Here is a 14,170-nt window from a genome sequence, read left to right as displayed (position 1 = left end):
GGGCGCGGGCCGGTTGCGCCTACGCGGCGTCGATCAGGCTCACGTGGGCGGCGACCACCCGCCAGCCCTCCGGGAAGCGCGCCCAGGTCTGGCTCTGGCGGCCGATCTTGCCCGGCGCGCTGGCGCGGGTGAACAGCGTCATCGCGGTGGCGAAGTCGCGCCCGTAGGTCGTGATCTGCGTCTGCGCCAGGGTCCTCTCCAGGCCCACCGGGGAGCGGGCCCGGCGGAAGGCGCGGATCGCGTCCATGCCGTAGAGGTTCTCGCCGATCCCGTAGCGGACGGTCAGCGGATCGTCCCGGAACAGCGCCTCCAGGGTGGGGACGTCGTTGGTGGTCAGCGCCGTCTCGTAGGCCCGGAACGCGGCCTCGACTTCGGCCTTCACGGCGGGATCGTCGATGATCATCGGGCAAGCTCCGCGACGGGCGACGCGCTGACGCCCATTCGTTCGAGGTGGTGCGCCACGCGCAAGGCGAGATCCTCGCGCCAGGGGGCGGCGATGACTTGGACCCCCAGCGGCAACCCGGCGTCGAGCCGGATCGGCGCCGCCACGACCGGGAGGCCGATGAAGGAGATCGGCTGCGTGAAGACCCCGATATTGGCGCGCACCGGCAGCGTCACGCCGTCGAGGACGAAGTGGGTCTGGCCGCCCCGCGGGGCGCGGCAGGGCGTGGCCGGGGCCAGGATCACGTCGACGGTCTCGAACAGAGCGAGCACCCGCGCCCGGTACCAGCGGCGGAAGCGCTGCGCCCGCTCCACGTGGGGCGCCGGGATCATCGCCCCGGCGATCAGCCGGTCGCGCACCGCCGGGTCGAAATCCTGCGGCCGGGTGCGGAGACGGTCGAGGTGGAGCGTCGCGCCCTCGGCCGCGGTGATCAGGTACGCGGCCGCGCGGGCGCGGTGCGCCTCCGGCAGCTCGACCGCGCGCCGCGCGCCCAGGGCCTCGGCCGCGCGCGCCACCGCCGCGAAGGCCTCCGGATCGCCGCCGCGGGCGAAATAGCCGCCGGCCACCGCGACGCGCAGCCCGTCCAGGCCCGCGTCGAGCCCGGGCAGGACCGGCTCGGCCGGGCGGAGCGTCGCCACCGGATCGTCCGGATCGGGACCCTGCATGGCGTCGTAGGCGAGCGCGAGGTCGGTCACGCTCCGCGCCATCGGCCCGAGATGATCGAGGCTGCCCACGAACGGGAAGCTCCCGGCCCGCGACAGGCGGCCGTAGGTCGGCTTGAGGCCGAAGCAGCCGCAGAAGGCGGCCGGGACGCGGATCGAGCCGTTCGTGTCGGAGCCCAGGGTCAGGGGCACCATCCCGGCGGCGAGGGCCGCGCCCGAGCCGCCCGACGAGCCGCCGGTCATGTGATCCAGGGCGTGCGGGTTGTGGGCGTCGCCGTCGTGGATGTTCTCGCCGGTGAAGTCGTAGGCGTACTCGCCCATGTTGAGGGCGCCCACGAGGATCGCCCCCGCGGCCTCCAGGCGCCGGACCAGGGCGCCGTCCCGCTCGGCCGGCGGCCGCTCCCGGTTGATCTTCGATCCGGCGCGGGTGGGCAGGCCGTCGATGTCGATCAGATTCTTCACCGCGAAGGGCACGCCGGCCAGCGGGCCCGGCGGCGACCCGTTCCGCAGCGCCGCGTCCTGCGCGTCGGCCCGGGCCAGGGCGCGGGCGGACAGCACGTCGGTGAAGGCGCCGACCCGGCCGTCCAATCGGCCGATCCGGTCGAGCGCCGCCGCGACGACCTGGCGCGCGGTGGTTCGACCCTCCGCGATCGCTGCGGCGATCGTGGCGGCCGTCGCGGGGCTGCTCGCGCTCACGCTTCGAACCTCGGCGCCGCGTCGATCTCGTCGGCGAGCGGGAAGGCCTCCACCAACTCGGCCGCGGCGGCCAGGACGCGCAGGTTCGCGGTCACCGGCGCGATCCACGCCGGATCGAGGGTGAGGCCGAGAAGGGCCGCCGCGGCCGCGGCGTAGCTCTCGGGTTCGTACGGGGGGGATGTCTCGGGCATGGCGTTCCTCAAGCCGACCGCACGGGTCGCATCGATCGCGGCTAGCAGGCCCCGTGCCGCGAGCGCCCCGGCGCCTCCGCCCGCTGGCCGGGCGATCTGCCCAGAACGTAGGCAGTTTCCCGGGTGCTGGCGATCGATTCGAAGGGCTTCACGGCACGTGCACAGAAAATAGGCTGTGGCGGATGGGCAGATCCTGGGCAGATGGTCGCCCCCGGGCGGGAGCCGGGCCGGGGCCGGGCGTCGGGGGAACCACGAGGAATACTCTGTCGAATTTGCAGGTCTGCTTTGTGATGGAAGTATAGGTCCATCCCTCAGCCATCGGTTCGGCGCTCGCCGGGCTGCGGCGCGCGTCGCTCGGCCAGGATGCACCCGCGGGGACCCGCCGGCGAATCTTGTCGTCGTCCCGTGCGCGACCTATCTGCCGCGTGCAGCGAAGTCCTCGGGACGGATGCAGACCCGGGCAGCGGGCCTCGGCCAGACGCCGGTCTGAGGTTTTTGCGCATCGCCGGCCAGGACTCTTACAGAGAGGGCCGGGATTGTCGCTGTGCCGGCCGCCTGCGCAGGTCTCGCCGATTGCATCTGGCGTGAAGCTCTGATTAAGGGCTTTGCGATCTTCGAACAATGGTCCGACCCGAGCGTTCAGACGCAGGCGAACGCTCGGGTCGGACCATCGGTACAGCCGGTGGATCGGTGCGGTTCCGGGGCGCGGGGATGGCGTCGGAACCTGCAGACTCAGTACGTGCCCGGCCCCGCCGGATGTCCCCGCGACACGCGAGACGTACCCAACTGAGAAAGGTCAGATGAGCGCATTCGACTACAGGAATTTCGACGACCGTCGCCAGAACTCGCAGAACGCCAAGGCCGCCCTGCTGGCCAAGTTCAAGGCACGCCCCGCGGCCGATGACCCCGAGGTGATCGCCAAGGCCAAGGCCCGCGCCGAAGTGGCCAAGGCCCGCGAGGAGCGCTCCCGCGAGCGCGAGGCCGCCCGGATCGCCGCCGAGCGCAAGGCCGCCGAGGAGAAGCGTCAGCGGGAGGAGGCGGAACTCGCCGCCCAGCTCGCGCGCGAGGCCGCCGAGCTGGCCGCCGCGCAGGAGCGCAAGTCGGCCGACCTGGCCGCCAAGAAGGCCCAGCGCGACGCGCGCTACGCGGCCCGCAAGGCGAAGGTGAAGACCAAGCGCTGAGCGCCGGCCGTCGGCTCCCCCGAGCTTCGGACGCCCACGACGCCCGCCCGCAAGGCGGGCGTCGTCGCGTCCGGGGTCCGCTTCCGCCGCCGGCAACCAACGCGCGCGACGACGCGTTGAGGGCGTCCGAACCGCGACGCGCCCGTGCGGCGCGGGCAGCCGAGGCCGCGATGCGATCCCGATCCCCGCTGGCGCCCATCGCGGCGCTCGTCCTCCTCGCCCTCCCCCTCGGCCTCGCGCCCCGGAACGCCCGCGCCCAGGGGACCGACTCGGTGATCGCCTGCGAGACTCTGATCGCCGCCCGCCGGATCGACGCGGCCTCGGGCAGCGGTGGCCCCGCCCCATCGGAGGCCGGCTGCAGGCGGATCCCGCGCGGCGCGATCGGCACCGTGGAGCAGCGGGCCCTGATCGGCGGCGCGCCCTACGAATGCCTGACCGTGTCCGGCGGGGGTCCGTGCCTCTGGATCGTGCCCTGAGGCGCGCGCCGTCGATTTTTGCCGGAGCCGGCACTCTGACCAAGCTTCACGGGTGATCGAGACGCTCTATCTCGGTCCTGAGCGAGTGAGGTCCGAACGTCCGTATGCCGAGTACCCTGGCAAGCACACGAGTATCGATCATCGCAGCGACCTGGATCGTCTCGGCCCTGGCCTGCGGGGCCGCCCGCGCCGAGCCGCCGATCCGGAGCCCGGAGGACGCGGCCTGCCGCAATGAGGCCCGCGCGAAGGTGTTCTCGGCGCCCAACCCGCAGGGTCTCGAACTGGAGGAGATCGGACGCCGCATCTACTTCGCCTGCATGGACCGCGTCGCGAAGGCGGCCGCACCGGCGGCGAGGAGCGGTGGCCGGCGCCATCGGCACCGGCGGCATTGACCCGCGGCGCGGGCGTCAGGCGTCGAGCGGCGCGCCGATCCGGGCGCGGAGCCGCAGCCGCAGGGCCTCGTTGCCGCCTTCGGCATCGAGGGCGGCCATCAGGCGGAGCAGCTGGCTGAGCGGGGTCGACCGGCTCTCGACCGCGTCGGCGATCTGCTCCGGCAGCGACTTGGCGGCCGGTACGAAGCGCGGTGCCGGGCCGGCCTGGTGAGTCTGGGGCATGCGAGGCGCTCGTCCTTCGAAGGAGTCCAGATTGGCGGGCGGGTCGCTACGCCTTTCGATCGACCGACACCAGTCCCTTTCGCGTGAATACGTAGCCGGCATCGCTCCGCGTCACCGCGCGGCAACAGCGTGGCGGGAAAGTGTGGACGACGTCGGGCCGGTCGCGGAATCCGCTTGCCGGTCTGCCGCTCAGCTGTCCGCCAGCGGCGACTGCGCGAATCGGTTGAGCAGATCCTCGGGGTCCCGGTAGATCGCCACGCAGCCGGCGCTTCTCAGGTCCGCCTCCGGGAAGCCGCCGCAGAGGAGGCCGACGGTGCGCAGCCCCGCCTTCGCGGCCGCCTCGGCATCGTAGGGGGTATCGCCGATGACGATGATCGCGTCGCGGGGCGCGCCGTCGAGCTTCTCCAGCGCGGCTTCGAAGATGTCCGGATGCGGCTTCGACCGGTCCGCGTCGTCCGAGCTGGTGGCCACATCCACGAGGTCGCCGATCTGCAGGATCTCGGTGTAGTGCTCGACCTCGGAGCGCTTCCCCGACGATGCGAGCGCGATTGTCAGGCCGGCGGCGCGGATGTGCTCGAACAGCGGCCGGACACCGGGGAAGGGTCGGACCTCGGACAGGTAGCGACGCTTGAACAGGTCCGAGCGGTAGGCTTCGATCGTCTCGCCGTCCCGCGCGATCCGCTCCTCCGACAGGAAGACCGGCATCAGCTCGTCGCCGCCCTTGCCGATCTGCCGGCGGACGTCCGCGAAGTCGGTCGTCACGCCGAAATGCGCGAAGGCCTCCACCCAGGCGCGGGCATGCAGGTCGACGCTGTCGAGCAGGGTCCCGTCGATGTCGAAAATCACCGCGCGCATCGCAGCCCCGTCGCGGAGCCCGGCGCCCGCGTCAGGGCGGACAACCGATCGGCGCCGGGCCTGTTCCGTCCGGGCGCCGCGAACGCGGCTCCCTTCGACGACGGAAGCCCGCCCCTGCGCGAGGGACGGGCTTCGGAGAAGGTCCTGGCGGCGCCGGGGCGCCGGCCGTCAGTGCATCGAGGCCGGGGTCCGGGCGGGCTTCGCCTTGGCGGCGAGGCCGGCAGTCACCGCCGCCTTGGAGGCGCGGGCGGGCTTCGGGGCGGCCGGCTTCGCGGCGGCCTTCACGGTCGCGGGCTTCACGGTCGCGGGCTTGGCGACCGCGGTCTTGGCGGCCGCAGGCTTGGCGGTGGCCTTCGACGCGGCGGGCTTCGACGCGGCGGGCTTGGCGCTGGCAGGCTTGGCGCTGGCAGGCTTGGCGGCGGTCTTCGCCGGCGCGGCCTTCGGGGCGGCCTCGGCGACCACGACCGTCGCGGCGGCAGCGAGCATCGCGTTGGCGCGCAGCTCGGCCTCGGCGCGGATCCAGTGGGCGGCGGCCTGCCCGTGGATCCGGCCCTCGTTTTCCCAGATGTAGTAGGCGCACTCGCGCACGTGGTGCTCGCTGATCAGCATGCGATCGATCTCCTGTCCGTCCCGGGACGACGATGGGAGAGCCGGGTTAAGCGTCGGTTAACCCTGCCGCCCGCGACCGGTCGCGGCGCGTCGGAGCCGTCGGAGCGGGGGCTACTCGGCGATCCCCAGCACCCGCCGCGCCTCGGTCAGCAGCACCGCGTGCCGGGCCGCGCCCGGGCCCTGATCCGGCGCCTCGCGGCCGGCCCGGGCGATCAGGTCCTGGAAGCGCCGCCGGTCGAGGGCCCGGTGCCCGATGCTCGCGAGCACCGCGCCGAGGACCGTCCGGACCGCCTCGGTGCGCTCGTCGGCCATCGCGGCGGCTTCGGACGAGGCCGCGCTCGCCTGGGCCTCCGCCCGCGCGACGGTCGCCGCCTCCGCGCGGGCCTGCGCATCCGCGAGCGCCGCGGCGAGGCGCTGTCCCTCCTGCCAGGCCTGGTCGTGCTGATGCGTGCGCAGCGCCAGCAGCACCTTGAGCGAGGCCGCTTCCGCCCGCGCCGCGTCCAGCTTGGTTTGGGCCTCGCGCAGATCCTTCAGCAAGTCCTGCGCGAGGGTCTGGTCCGCGGTCACGTCCACTGCCGGCTCCTCTGGCATTCGATGGCATTCGTCCTGTCGCGCCGCCGTCCGAATGTCCACTCTCGCGGGCCGGCGGGACGGGGCGACAGGTTGAGAAAATCCGCTCGCCGGTCCACATGGACAGTGGCGCCTCGGGCGCCTGTCCCGGCCGGCCTTGAACCGGCGCAGCGGAGTGTTGCCACCATGTTCATCCAGACCGAAGCCACGCCGAACCCGGCCACCCTGAAGTTCCTGCCCGGCCGCGTCGTGCTGGCGGAATCGACCTTCGAGGCGCGGGACGCCGAGGCGGCCGCCCGGTCGCCCCTCGCCGCGGCGCTGTTCACCGTCCCGGGCGTGGCGGGCGTCTATTTCGGGCACGATTTCATCTCGGTGACCAAGGCCGAGGACGGTTCGGAATGGGCGCAGGTCAAGCCGGCGGTGCTCGGCGCGATCATGGAGCACTTCCAGTCCGGCGCGCCCGTGATGGCCGAGGGCGGCCACGGCGAGATCGAGCCGGGCGACGAGTTCTACGACGAGGCGGACCACGACACCGTCGTGACCATCAAGGACCTGCTCGAGACCCGGGTCCGGCCGGCGGTGGCCGGCGACGGCGGCGACATCACCTTCCGCGGCTACAAGGAGGGTGTGGTCTACCTGGAGATGAAGGGGGCCTGCTCGGGCTGCCCGTCCTCCACCGCGACCCTGCGGCACGGCGTGCAGAACCTGTTCCGGCACTTCCTGCCGGAGATCCGCGAGGTCCAGGCGATCTGAGGGTCGACGCCCGCGCGGCGGCGTGAGCGGCCGAGCGGCCATGCCGCGCGGCCTGCTCCGCGTCCCTGAGATTCCGCGTCACTGAGGCGGCAGGCCGACCGGTCGGACCGGTCGGCGTGCCGCGTTCCGGTCCCTGCCCCGGCGTCGGAGCTTCGGGCCGACGCGGCGGCCCCGTCCGGGGCCGCGGGCGCGCACCGGCGCAAGCCGGCAACACTCCGCCGGTGATCGGCGCGGCGCGGTCGCCCCGACGCTGACGAGGCGGCGGCTTTGTTCTAACACTGGAGGCTCTTGGCGCCCGTCGCGGCGCGGGGAGGCAGCGGCCGGTGCGGACCGGCTTGTGGGAGTGAGCGTGCGTATTCTGGCCATCGACACAGCGCTGGACACCTGCGCCGCCTGCGTCATGGCGGAGGAGGTCGAGGCGCCCCTCGCCGCCGAGTCGCTGCCGATGGCGCGCGGCCACGCGGAGTCGCTGCTGCCGCTGATCGAGCGGGTGATCGCCCGGGTCGAGGGCGGATTTGAGGCGATCGACCGGGTCGCCGTGACGGTCGGGCCGGGCAGCTATACCGGCCTGCGGGTCGGCCTGTCGGCGGCCCGCGCCATCGGCCTCTCGACCGGCAAGCCGGTCGTCGGCGTCGGCACCCTCTCGGCGCTCCTCGCGCCGCTCCTGGCCGAGACCGTCGAGGGGACGATCGCCGCGGTGATCGACGCCCGCCACGGCGCCGTCTACGTGCAGGCGCTGGGACCGGGCGACGGCCTCGCCCCCGCGCACCTCGCCGTCGAGGCCGCGGCCGAGCAGCTGGGCGCTGGCCCGGTGGTGCTGACCGGCTCGGGCGCGCCCATGCTGGCCGCCGCGCTCGCCGCGCGCGGCGTCGCGGCGCGCGTCGCCCATGTCGGCGGTCCCGATATCGCGTCGGTGGCCTCCCTCGGTCTCGTCGCCGACCCGGCGCAGGCGCTGGCCCGCCCCCTCTACCTGCGGGGACCGGATGCCCGGCCGCAGGACCACGCGCGGATCGCACGGCGATGACGCGCCCGCTGCCCTTCTGGCCCTTCGACTGGTGGTTCGCGTGGTGGGACGCGCTGACGCCGGAGCCCTACGTCGCCCCGCTCCGCGACGCCGCGCAGGCCCCCGCCCTCGCCCGTCTCCACGCGACCGCCTTCGCGCGGCCCTGGGACGCGCACGAGTTCGAGCGCATGCTCTGCGAGCGCTCGACCCACGCGCACGCCCTCTGGCGCGCGGGCGTGCTCCAGGGTTTCGTGCTCTCGCGCCGGGCCGCCGACGAGGCCGAGATCCTGACGGTCGTGCTGTCCCCGGCGCTGCGCGGCGGCGGCCACAGCCGCAAGTTGCTCCGCGAGCACCTGGCGAGCCTCGCCCTGGACGGCGTCGCCCGGGTTCATCTGGAGGTCGACGAGGGCAACGCCCCCGCCCTGCGGCTCTACGCCCGGCACGGCTTCCGGCAGGTGGGCTCGCGCACCGGCTACTATCTCAAGGCCGACGGCAGCCGGGCGACCGCGCTGACGATGAGCGCCGACCTGTGACGCCGTGAGCCGCCTCGGCATCGCCTGGCGGGTCGCGGCCCTCGCCCTCGCCTTCGCTGTGCTGGGACCGCCCCACTGGATCGCCCTGCGGCTCCTCGGCCGCCGCGCCACCCTGGCGCCGATCCTGTTCCACCGCGTCTTCCTGCGCCTGTTCGGCGTCCGCGTCACGCAGAGCGGCACGCCGCCGGCCCCCGGCGAGGCGGCGCTGGTGCTCGCCAACCACGTCTCGTGGCTCGACATCATCGCGGTCGGCTCGCTGCGGCCGCTCTCCTTCGTGGCGAAGTCCGAGATCGCCGGCTGGCCGCTGATCGGCGCTCTCGCGGGGCTGCAGCGGACGATCTACATCGACCGGCAGCGCCGCGGCGCGACCGCCGCGGTCAGCACCGCCATGGGCCACCGCCTCGCCGAAGGTGAGCTGGTCGTCCTGTTCGCGGAGGGGACGACCGGCGACGGCACCCGGCTCCTGCCGTTCCGCTCCTCCCTCGTCGGCGCGGCCCGCGCGGCGCTCCAGGCCGAGGCCGGGCGCGGCCGGGTGCGCCTCCAGCCCCTCGCCATCGCCTATCCCCGGCGCAATGGCCTGCCGGTGACGCGCGCCGAGCGCGCGGAGATCGCGTGGTACGGCGACATGGAGCTGGTGCCGCACCTCGCGGCCTTCGTGCAGGGTGGACCCATCGACGTGCACGTGGTCTGGGGGGCGCCGATCGCCTTCGAGGCGACCACCGACCGGAAGGCCGCCACGGCGGCCGCCGAGGCGGAGGTGCGCGCGGCCCTGCGGGGCGCCGGCAGCGGCGTCGGGACCCTGCCGGCGCCGGATCCCAGGCCGGCGGCCCCGGGGATCGGCCTCCAGGGGCCGGAGATCGCGACGGTCTGACCGGTCGGCGCCGCGGGAGCCGCGATGCCCGCGCTGCTCAAGGGCTAAGGTCCTGAGCCGGCGGGGAATCCGGTCTCAGGGCTTGGATGTAGGCCCGCGCTGGACGGGTCAGATCCGCTATCACCCGGAGAGGCGCTGTTGCGCCGGGTGAATCCGGGGATCCGCGCAAGAGTAATGTGTAGGAATCACCGCCAGAATACATGATGCAACGCATTGAGCGGTCGGAACGCCTCTGCTAGCTAGGCCGCAACCCGGAACAGACGGGACTTTGTGGAGGACGCCCGGTGCAAACCTGGAACCAGGTTTATGATCCGTTCGGGAGCCCGTGGCTCTCGACGCTCGCCGCTTCAGTGCCGGTCATCGCACTGCTCGCCATGATCGCCAGCGGGCGCGTGAAGGCCCATATCGCGGCCGTCATCGCTCTCGGCCTCGCCATGCTGGTGGCCATCGTCGGCTTCGGCATGCCGACCGATCTCGCCACCCGCGCCGCCATCCTCGGGATGGTCACGGGCTTCTTCCCGATCGGCTGGATCATCCTCAACGTGATCTTCCTCTACCGGCTGACGGTGGAGAAGGGCTGGTTCGCGATCCTGCAGCAATCGGTGGCCGGCATCACCGCCGACCGGCGGTTGCAGCTGCTCCTGGTGGCCTTCGCGTTCGGCGCCTTCTTCGAGGGCGCGGGCGGCTTCGGCACGCCGGTGGCCGTCACGGGCGCGATCCTGATCGGCCTGGGCTTCTCGCCGCTGGCCGCCTCCGGCCTGTCGCTGATCGCCAACACCGCCCCGGTGGCCTTCGGGGCGCTCGGCGCGCCGATCCAGGGCCTCGCCTCGGTCACCGGCTACCCGCCGGAGATCCTCGGCGCGATGATCGGCCGGCAGCTGCCGCTGTTCTCGCTGATCGTGCCGTTCTGGCTGATCTGGGTCTTCGCGGGCTTCCGCGGCATGATCCGGGTGTGGCCGCCGATCCTGGTCTGCGGCGCCTCCTTCGCGGTCGCGCAGTTCCTGATCTCGAACTACGTCAACCCGTGGATCGTCGATATCGGCGCCTCGCTCGCCTCGATGCTGGCCCTCGTGCTGTTCCTGAAGGTCTGGCAGCCCAAGGAGATCTGGTCGTCGCCGGCCCTGCGCGGCCACGATCCGTCGCTCGCCGTCGCCGGCCCGCGGCCCGTGGCGCTCGGCGCCGGCGTGCCCGGCACGCCCCCCGTCCATGTCGGCGCCCGCACCGCCTCGCAGGGCGAGATCCTGATGGCCTGGGTGCCGTGGATCGTCCTCTCGGTCATCGTCGCGATCTGGGGGACCGGCTGGTTCAAGGGCATCGTCAACCCGCTCTTCACCTGGAAGTACGAGGTGCCGGGCCTGCACAACGTGATCATGAAGGTGCCGCCGGTGGTGGCCAAGCCCGTCCCGGAGGGCGCGGTCTTCCTGTTCACCTACATGTCGTACACCGGCACGGGCGTGCTGATCGCGGCGATCATCTCCGGCCTGATCATGCGGTTCTCGCCGCTGCGCCTCGTCACGGCCTACTTCGAGACCATCTGGGCCCTGCGCTACTCGCTGATCACCATCGCGGCGATGCTCGCGCTCGGCGTCCTCACCCGCTACGCGGGCGTCGACGCCACGCTCGGCCTCGCCTTCGCGGGCACCGGCATCCTCTACCCGTTCTTCGGGACGCTGCTCGGCTGGCTCGGCGTGGCGCTCACGGGTTCGGACACGGCCTCGAACGTGCTGTTCGGCGGCCTCCAGAGGATCACCTCCGAGCAGCTCGGCCTCTCGGGCGTGCTGATGGCCGCCGCGAACTCGTCGGGCGGCGTGATGGGCAAGATGGTCGACGCCCAGTCGATCGTCGTCGCCTCCACGGCGACCGGCTATTTCGGTCAGGAAGGCAAGATCCTGCGCTTCGTGTTCTGGCACTCGATCGCGCTCGCCTGCCTCGTCGGCCTGTTCGTGATGCTGCAGGCCTACGTGCCGTTCTTCCAGCAGATGGTCATCGACCTGCCCGCCGCGGCACCGGCGGCCCACTGAGGCGGACCGGGGAGCGCCCCTCCCCGGGAGCCGCGCGCCGGACCGGGCGCCAGACTATGCGCCAAGCCATGCGCCGGCCGCCTGCGGGCGGCCGGTCGCGTCTCGAGGGCGCCGCGACGGGGCGCGCGAAGCGTGCTACAGGCCTCCCGCCGGCCCCGTCCCCGCGGGCCCGGCGCGGAGTGGGGCGGATCGGTTCGGGACGGCGCGCGTTGAAGAAGGCTTTCGTCAAATCCTACGGTTGCCAGATGAACGCCTACGACGCGGCCCGCATGGCCGACGTCCTCGGCGCCGAGGGCTACACGGCGACCGACACGGTCGAGGACGCGGACGTCGTCGTCCTCAACACCTGCCACATCCGCGAGAAGGCCGCCGAGAAGGTCTATTCCGAACTCGGCCGCCTGCGCGTGCTCAAGGGTGAGCGGAAGGCGCAGGGCCTCGACACGCGCATCGTGGTCGCGGGCTGCGTCGCCCAGGCCGAGGGCGCCGAGATCCAGGCGCGCCAGCCCGCCGTCGACGTGGTCGTCGGCCCGCAGAGCTATCACCGGCTGCCGGACCTGCTGGCGCGCTCCCGCGAGCGCCGCGTCGTCGACACCGAGTTCCCGATCGAGGACAAGTTCGACCACCTGCCCCGCCGGCGGACCCTCGGGGCGTCGGCCTTCCTGACCGTGCAGGAGGGCTGCGACAAGTTCTGCGCCTTCTGCGTGGTCCCCTACACGCGGGGCGCGGAGGTCTCGCGCTCCGTGGCGGCGGTGCTCGCCGAGGCCGAGAAGCTCGCCGACGGGGGCGTGCGCGAGATCACGCTCATCGGCCAGAACGTCAACGCCTATCACGGCGACGGCCCCGACGGCGCGCCCGCGGGCCTCGCCGATCTGGTGCGCGCGGTGGCGAAGATCCCCGGCATCGCGCGGATCCGCTACACGACGAGCCACCCGAACGATTTCGACGACGCCCTGATCCGGGCCCACGCGGAGGTGCCGGCGCTGATGCCCTACCTGCACCTGCCGGTGCAGTCGGGCTCCGACCGGATCCTCGCCGCGATGAACCGCAAGCACACCGGCGACGCGTACCGCCGGCTGATCGAGCGGATCCGGGCCGCCCGGCCCGACATCGCCCTCTCGTCCGACTTCATCGTCGGCTTCCCGGGCGAGACCGACGCGGACTTCGCCGAGACCCTGCGGCTCGTGCGCGACGTCGGGTTCGAGAGCGCCTTCTCGTTCAAGTACAGCACGCGCCCCGGCACGCCGGCCGCGGACCGCACCGATCAGGTGCCGGAGGCCGTCATGGCGGCGCGGCTCGCCGAGCTGCAGGCACTCCTCGACAGCCAGCGCCACGCCTATCAGCGGGCGGCCGCGGGCCGGGTCTTCGAAGTGCTGGTGGAGAAGCGCGGGCGCCATCCCGGCCAGGTCGCGGGCAAGACGCCGCACCTGCTGGCCGTCCAGTTCGACGCCGCGCCTCACCATATCGGGCAGGTCGTGCCGGTGCGGATCACCGAGGCGGGGTCCAACAGCCTGTTCGGGGAACTCGTCTCCGAGGCTGCGGCGGCGTGAGGATCGGAGCGGTGGGGATGATGGCGAGGATGACGGCTTGAGCGCATCGGACGGTGCGGGCGCGCGCGGCGCGCTCCGGGGTCGCGGCCCGGCGGCGCGGCCGACCGGATCGGACGAGGTGGTCGAGGTGCCGCTGACCTTCGACGACAACCGCCTCGCGAGCCTCGTCTTCGGACAATACGACCAGAACGTCGCCCATATCGAGCGCCGGCTGGAAGTCACCGCCACCGCGCTCGGGAACCACCTCGTCATCAAGGGGCCGGCCGACGCCGCCGAGACGGCGCGGCGGGTCTTCCAGAAGCTCTACGCCCGGGTTCGGACCGGCGGCAGCACGCTGACCCTCGGCGAGGTGGACGGCGCCATCCGCGAGGCCACCGCGCAGGCGACCCTGTTCCCCGCCGAGGCGATCGCCGCCGAGGCCGACAGGCCGCATTTCGAGCAGATCGCCACCCGCAAGCGCGGGGCCGTGCGCGCGCGCAACCCGGCGCAGGACGCGTACATCAAGCTCCTGCGCACCAACGAGCTGGTCTTCGCCGAGGGCCCGGCCGGGACCGGCAAGACCTGGCTGGCCGTCGGTCACGCCGTCTCGCTCCTGGAACAGGGCCACGCCGAGCGGCTGATCCTGTCCCGACCGGCGGTCGAGGCCGGCGAGCGCCTGGGCTTCCTGCCGGGCGACATGCGCGAGAAGGTCGACCCGTACCTGCGCCCGATCTACGACGCCCTCTACGACTTCATGGAGGCCCGCCACGTCGACCGCGGCCTGCAGACCGGCACGATCGAGATCGCGCCGCTCGCCTTCATGCGCGGCCGGACCCTCACCAACGCGGTGGTGCTCCTCGACGAGGCGCAGAACACGACCTCCATGCAGATGAAGATGTTCCTCACCCGCCTGGGCGAGGGCTCGCGCATGATCATCACCGGCGATCCCAGTCAGATCGACCTGCCGCCGGGTCAGAAATCCGGCCTCGTGGAAGCGGTCAGCGTGCTGGAGGGCGTCGAGGGGATCGGACACGTGCGGTTCAAGGACGTCGACGTGGTCCGCCACGACCTCGTGCGCCGGATCGTCACCGCCTACGAGCGCGCCGCCCACGGCAGCGAGGAGGCCGACCGCAATCCGAATCCCCGCCGCCGGCCCCTGGCGTGACC

General features: G+C 73.0%; 17 protein-coding genes. 10 read left to right on the top strand and 7 right to left on the bottom strand.

What is annotated here, in order from left to right:
- Positions 1 to 19: 19 nt before the first annotated feature.
- From hpxZ to BKE41_RS04180, 3 genes are read right to left on the bottom strand one after another with little or no spacing between them, the layout of a single operon-like run.
- A complete protein-coding gene (gene hpxZ / locus BKE41_RS04190; protein ID WP_024831028.1) occupies positions 20 to 403 on the bottom strand; it encodes an oxalurate catabolism protein HpxZ in 384 nt (127 codons plus the stop codon).
- The gene (locus tag BKE41_RS04185) at positions 400 to 1,800 is read right to left on the bottom strand and encodes an AtzE family amidohydrolase (protein ID WP_070998574.1); all 1,401 of its coding nucleotides are present in this window, start codon (positions 1,798 to 1,800) and stop codon (positions 400 to 402) included. The genes hpxZ and BKE41_RS04185 overlap by 4 nt, the downstream gene beginning before the upstream one ends.
- On the bottom strand, positions 1,797 to 1,991 hold the full coding sequence (locus BKE41_RS04180) for an AtzG-like protein (protein WP_012317659.1): 195 nt from the start codon (positions 1,989 to 1,991) through the stop codon (positions 1,797 to 1,799). Before BKE41_RS04180 ends, BKE41_RS04185 begins: the two co-directional genes overlap by 4 nt.
- A gap of 800 nt (positions 1,992 to 2,791) precedes the next feature.
- Between BKE41_RS04180 and BKE41_RS04175 the strand changes: the two genes are divergently transcribed.
- The 3 genes from BKE41_RS04175 (at position 2,792) to BKE41_RS04165 (ending at position 4,040) form a co-directional block, all read left to right on the top strand.
- Positions 2,792 to 3,172 (top strand): DUF6481 family protein, encoded by a 381-nt coding sequence (locus BKE41_RS04175; RefSeq protein ID WP_012317658.1) that lies wholly within the window; start codon positions 2,792 to 2,794, stop codon positions 3,170 to 3,172.
- 170 nt (positions 3,173 to 3,342) lie between these two features.
- Complete coding sequence (locus BKE41_RS04170; RefSeq protein WP_012317657.1) at positions 3,343 to 3,648, top strand: hypothetical protein; 306 nt, start codon at positions 3,343 to 3,345, stop codon at positions 3,646 to 3,648.
- 104 nt (positions 3,649 to 3,752) lie between these two features.
- Entirely contained in the window at positions 3,753 to 4,040 is a 288-nt protein-coding gene (locus BKE41_RS04165; RefSeq protein ID WP_012317656.1) for a hypothetical protein, read from the top strand.
- Positions 4,041 to 4,055: 15 nt separating this feature from the next.
- On the opposite strand, the gene BKE41_RS04160 is transcribed toward BKE41_RS04165, so the two are convergent.
- From BKE41_RS04160 to BKE41_RS04145, 4 genes are all read right to left on the bottom strand, one after another.
- Complete coding sequence (locus BKE41_RS04160) at positions 4,056 to 4,262, bottom strand: hypothetical protein (protein WP_012317655.1); 207 nt, start codon at positions 4,260 to 4,262, stop codon at positions 4,056 to 4,058.
- A gap of 189 nt (positions 4,263 to 4,451) precedes the next feature.
- Positions 4,452 to 5,117 carry an HAD family hydrolase gene (locus BKE41_RS04155; RefSeq protein ID WP_070998572.1) on the bottom strand — a complete coding sequence of 222 codons (666 nt, stop codon included), beginning with the start codon at positions 5,115 to 5,117 and terminating at the stop codon, positions 4,452 to 4,454.
- 168 nt (positions 5,118 to 5,285) lie between these two features.
- Complete coding sequence (locus BKE41_RS04150) at positions 5,286 to 5,726, bottom strand: DUF2934 domain-containing protein (RefSeq protein WP_070998570.1); 441 nt, start codon at positions 5,724 to 5,726, stop codon at positions 5,286 to 5,288.
- 111 nt (positions 5,727 to 5,837) lie between these two features.
- Positions 5,838 to 6,299 carry an atp-dependent helicase gene (locus tag BKE41_RS04145; protein ID WP_106427809.1) on the bottom strand — a complete coding sequence of 154 codons (462 nt, stop codon included), beginning with the start codon at positions 6,297 to 6,299 and terminating at the stop codon, positions 5,838 to 5,840.
- 183 nt (positions 6,300 to 6,482) lie between these two features.
- Here BKE41_RS04145 and BKE41_RS04140 point away from each other — a divergent pair, with 183 nt between their 5' ends.
- From BKE41_RS04140 to BKE41_RS04110, 7 genes are all read left to right on the top strand, one after another.
- Complete coding sequence (locus BKE41_RS04140) at positions 6,483 to 7,049, top strand: NifU family protein (RefSeq protein WP_012317651.1); 567 nt, start codon at positions 6,483 to 6,485, stop codon at positions 7,047 to 7,049.
- 349 nt (positions 7,050 to 7,398) lie between these two features.
- Positions 7,399 to 8,073, top strand: a complete 675-nt coding sequence (gene tsaB, locus BKE41_RS04135) for a tRNA (adenosine(37)-N6)-threonylcarbamoyltransferase complex dimerization subunit type 1 TsaB (RefSeq protein WP_012317650.1) — start codon at positions 7,399 to 7,401, stop codon at positions 8,071 to 8,073.
- Positions 8,070 to 8,585 carry a GNAT family N-acetyltransferase gene (locus BKE41_RS04130; protein WP_012317649.1) on the top strand — a complete coding sequence of 172 codons (516 nt, stop codon included), beginning with the start codon at positions 8,070 to 8,072 and terminating at the stop codon, positions 8,583 to 8,585. Before tsaB ends, BKE41_RS04130 begins: the two co-directional genes overlap by 4 nt.
- Positions 8,586 to 8,589: 4 nt before the next feature.
- Positions 8,590 to 9,456, top strand: a complete 867-nt coding sequence (locus tag BKE41_RS04125) for a lysophospholipid acyltransferase family protein (RefSeq protein ID WP_012317648.1) — start codon at positions 8,590 to 8,592, stop codon at positions 9,454 to 9,456.
- A gap of 284 nt (positions 9,457 to 9,740) precedes the next feature.
- Positions 9,741 to 11,477, top strand: coding sequence for an L-lactate permease (locus BKE41_RS04120; protein WP_012317647.1), 1,737 nt, complete (start codon positions 9,741 to 9,743; stop codon positions 11,475 to 11,477).
- Between the two features lie 209 nt (positions 11,478 to 11,686).
- Positions 11,687 to 13,024, top strand: a complete 1,338-nt coding sequence (gene miaB / locus BKE41_RS04115; protein WP_070998569.1) for a tRNA (N6-isopentenyl adenosine(37)-C2)-methylthiotransferase MiaB — start codon at positions 11,687 to 11,689, stop codon at positions 13,022 to 13,024.
- Between the two features lie 118 nt (positions 13,025 to 13,142).
- Complete coding sequence (locus tag BKE41_RS04110) at positions 13,143 to 14,168, top strand: PhoH family protein (RefSeq protein ID WP_234742064.1); 1,026 nt, start codon at positions 13,143 to 13,145, stop codon at positions 14,166 to 14,168.
- Positions 14,169 to 14,170: the final 2 nt, after the last annotated feature.

The organism is Methylobacterium sp. C1 (genome assembly GCF_001854385.1).
Classification (GTDB): domain Bacteria; phylum Pseudomonadota; class Alphaproteobacteria; order Rhizobiales; family Beijerinckiaceae; genus Methylobacterium; species Methylobacterium radiotolerans.
The sequence above is the reverse complement of the archived record's forward strand: the minus strand, read 5'-3'. Positions and strand labels throughout refer to the sequence as shown.

Excerpts from the sequence above, each read along its gene's own strand:
- hpxZ (WP_024831028.1), bottom strand. The coding sequence starts at position 403 with ATGATCATCGACGATCCCGCCGTGAAGGCCGAAGTCGAGGCCGCGTTC.
- BKE41_RS04180 (WP_012317659.1), bottom strand. The coding sequence starts at position 1,991 with ATGCCCGAGACATCCCCCCCGTACGAACCCGAGAGCTACGCCGCGGCC.
- BKE41_RS04175 (WP_012317658.1), top strand. The coding sequence starts at position 2,792 with ATGAGCGCATTCGACTACAGGAATTTCGACGACCGTCGCCAGAACTCG.
- BKE41_RS04170 (WP_012317657.1), top strand. The coding sequence starts at position 3,343 with ATGCGATCCCGATCCCCGCTGGCGCCCATCGCGGCGCTCGTCCTCCTC.
- BKE41_RS04165 (WP_012317656.1), top strand. The coding sequence starts at position 3,753 with ATGCCGAGTACCCTGGCAAGCACACGAGTATCGATCATCGCAGCGACC.
- BKE41_RS04160 (WP_012317655.1), bottom strand. The coding sequence starts at position 4,262 with ATGCCCCAGACTCACCAGGCCGGCCCGGCACCGCGCTTCGTACCGGCC.
- BKE41_RS04155 (WP_070998572.1), bottom strand. The coding sequence starts at position 5,117 with ATGCGCGCGGTGATTTTCGACATCGACGGGACCCTGCTCGACAGCGTC.
- BKE41_RS04150 (WP_070998570.1), bottom strand. The coding sequence starts at position 5,726 with ATGCTGATCAGCGAGCACCACGTGCGCGAGTGCGCCTACTACATCTGG.
- BKE41_RS04140 (WP_012317651.1), top strand. The coding sequence starts at position 6,483 with ATGTTCATCCAGACCGAAGCCACGCCGAACCCGGCCACCCTGAAGTTC.
- BKE41_RS04130 (WP_012317649.1), top strand. The coding sequence starts at position 8,070 with ATGACGCGCCCGCTGCCCTTCTGGCCCTTCGACTGGTGGTTCGCGTGG.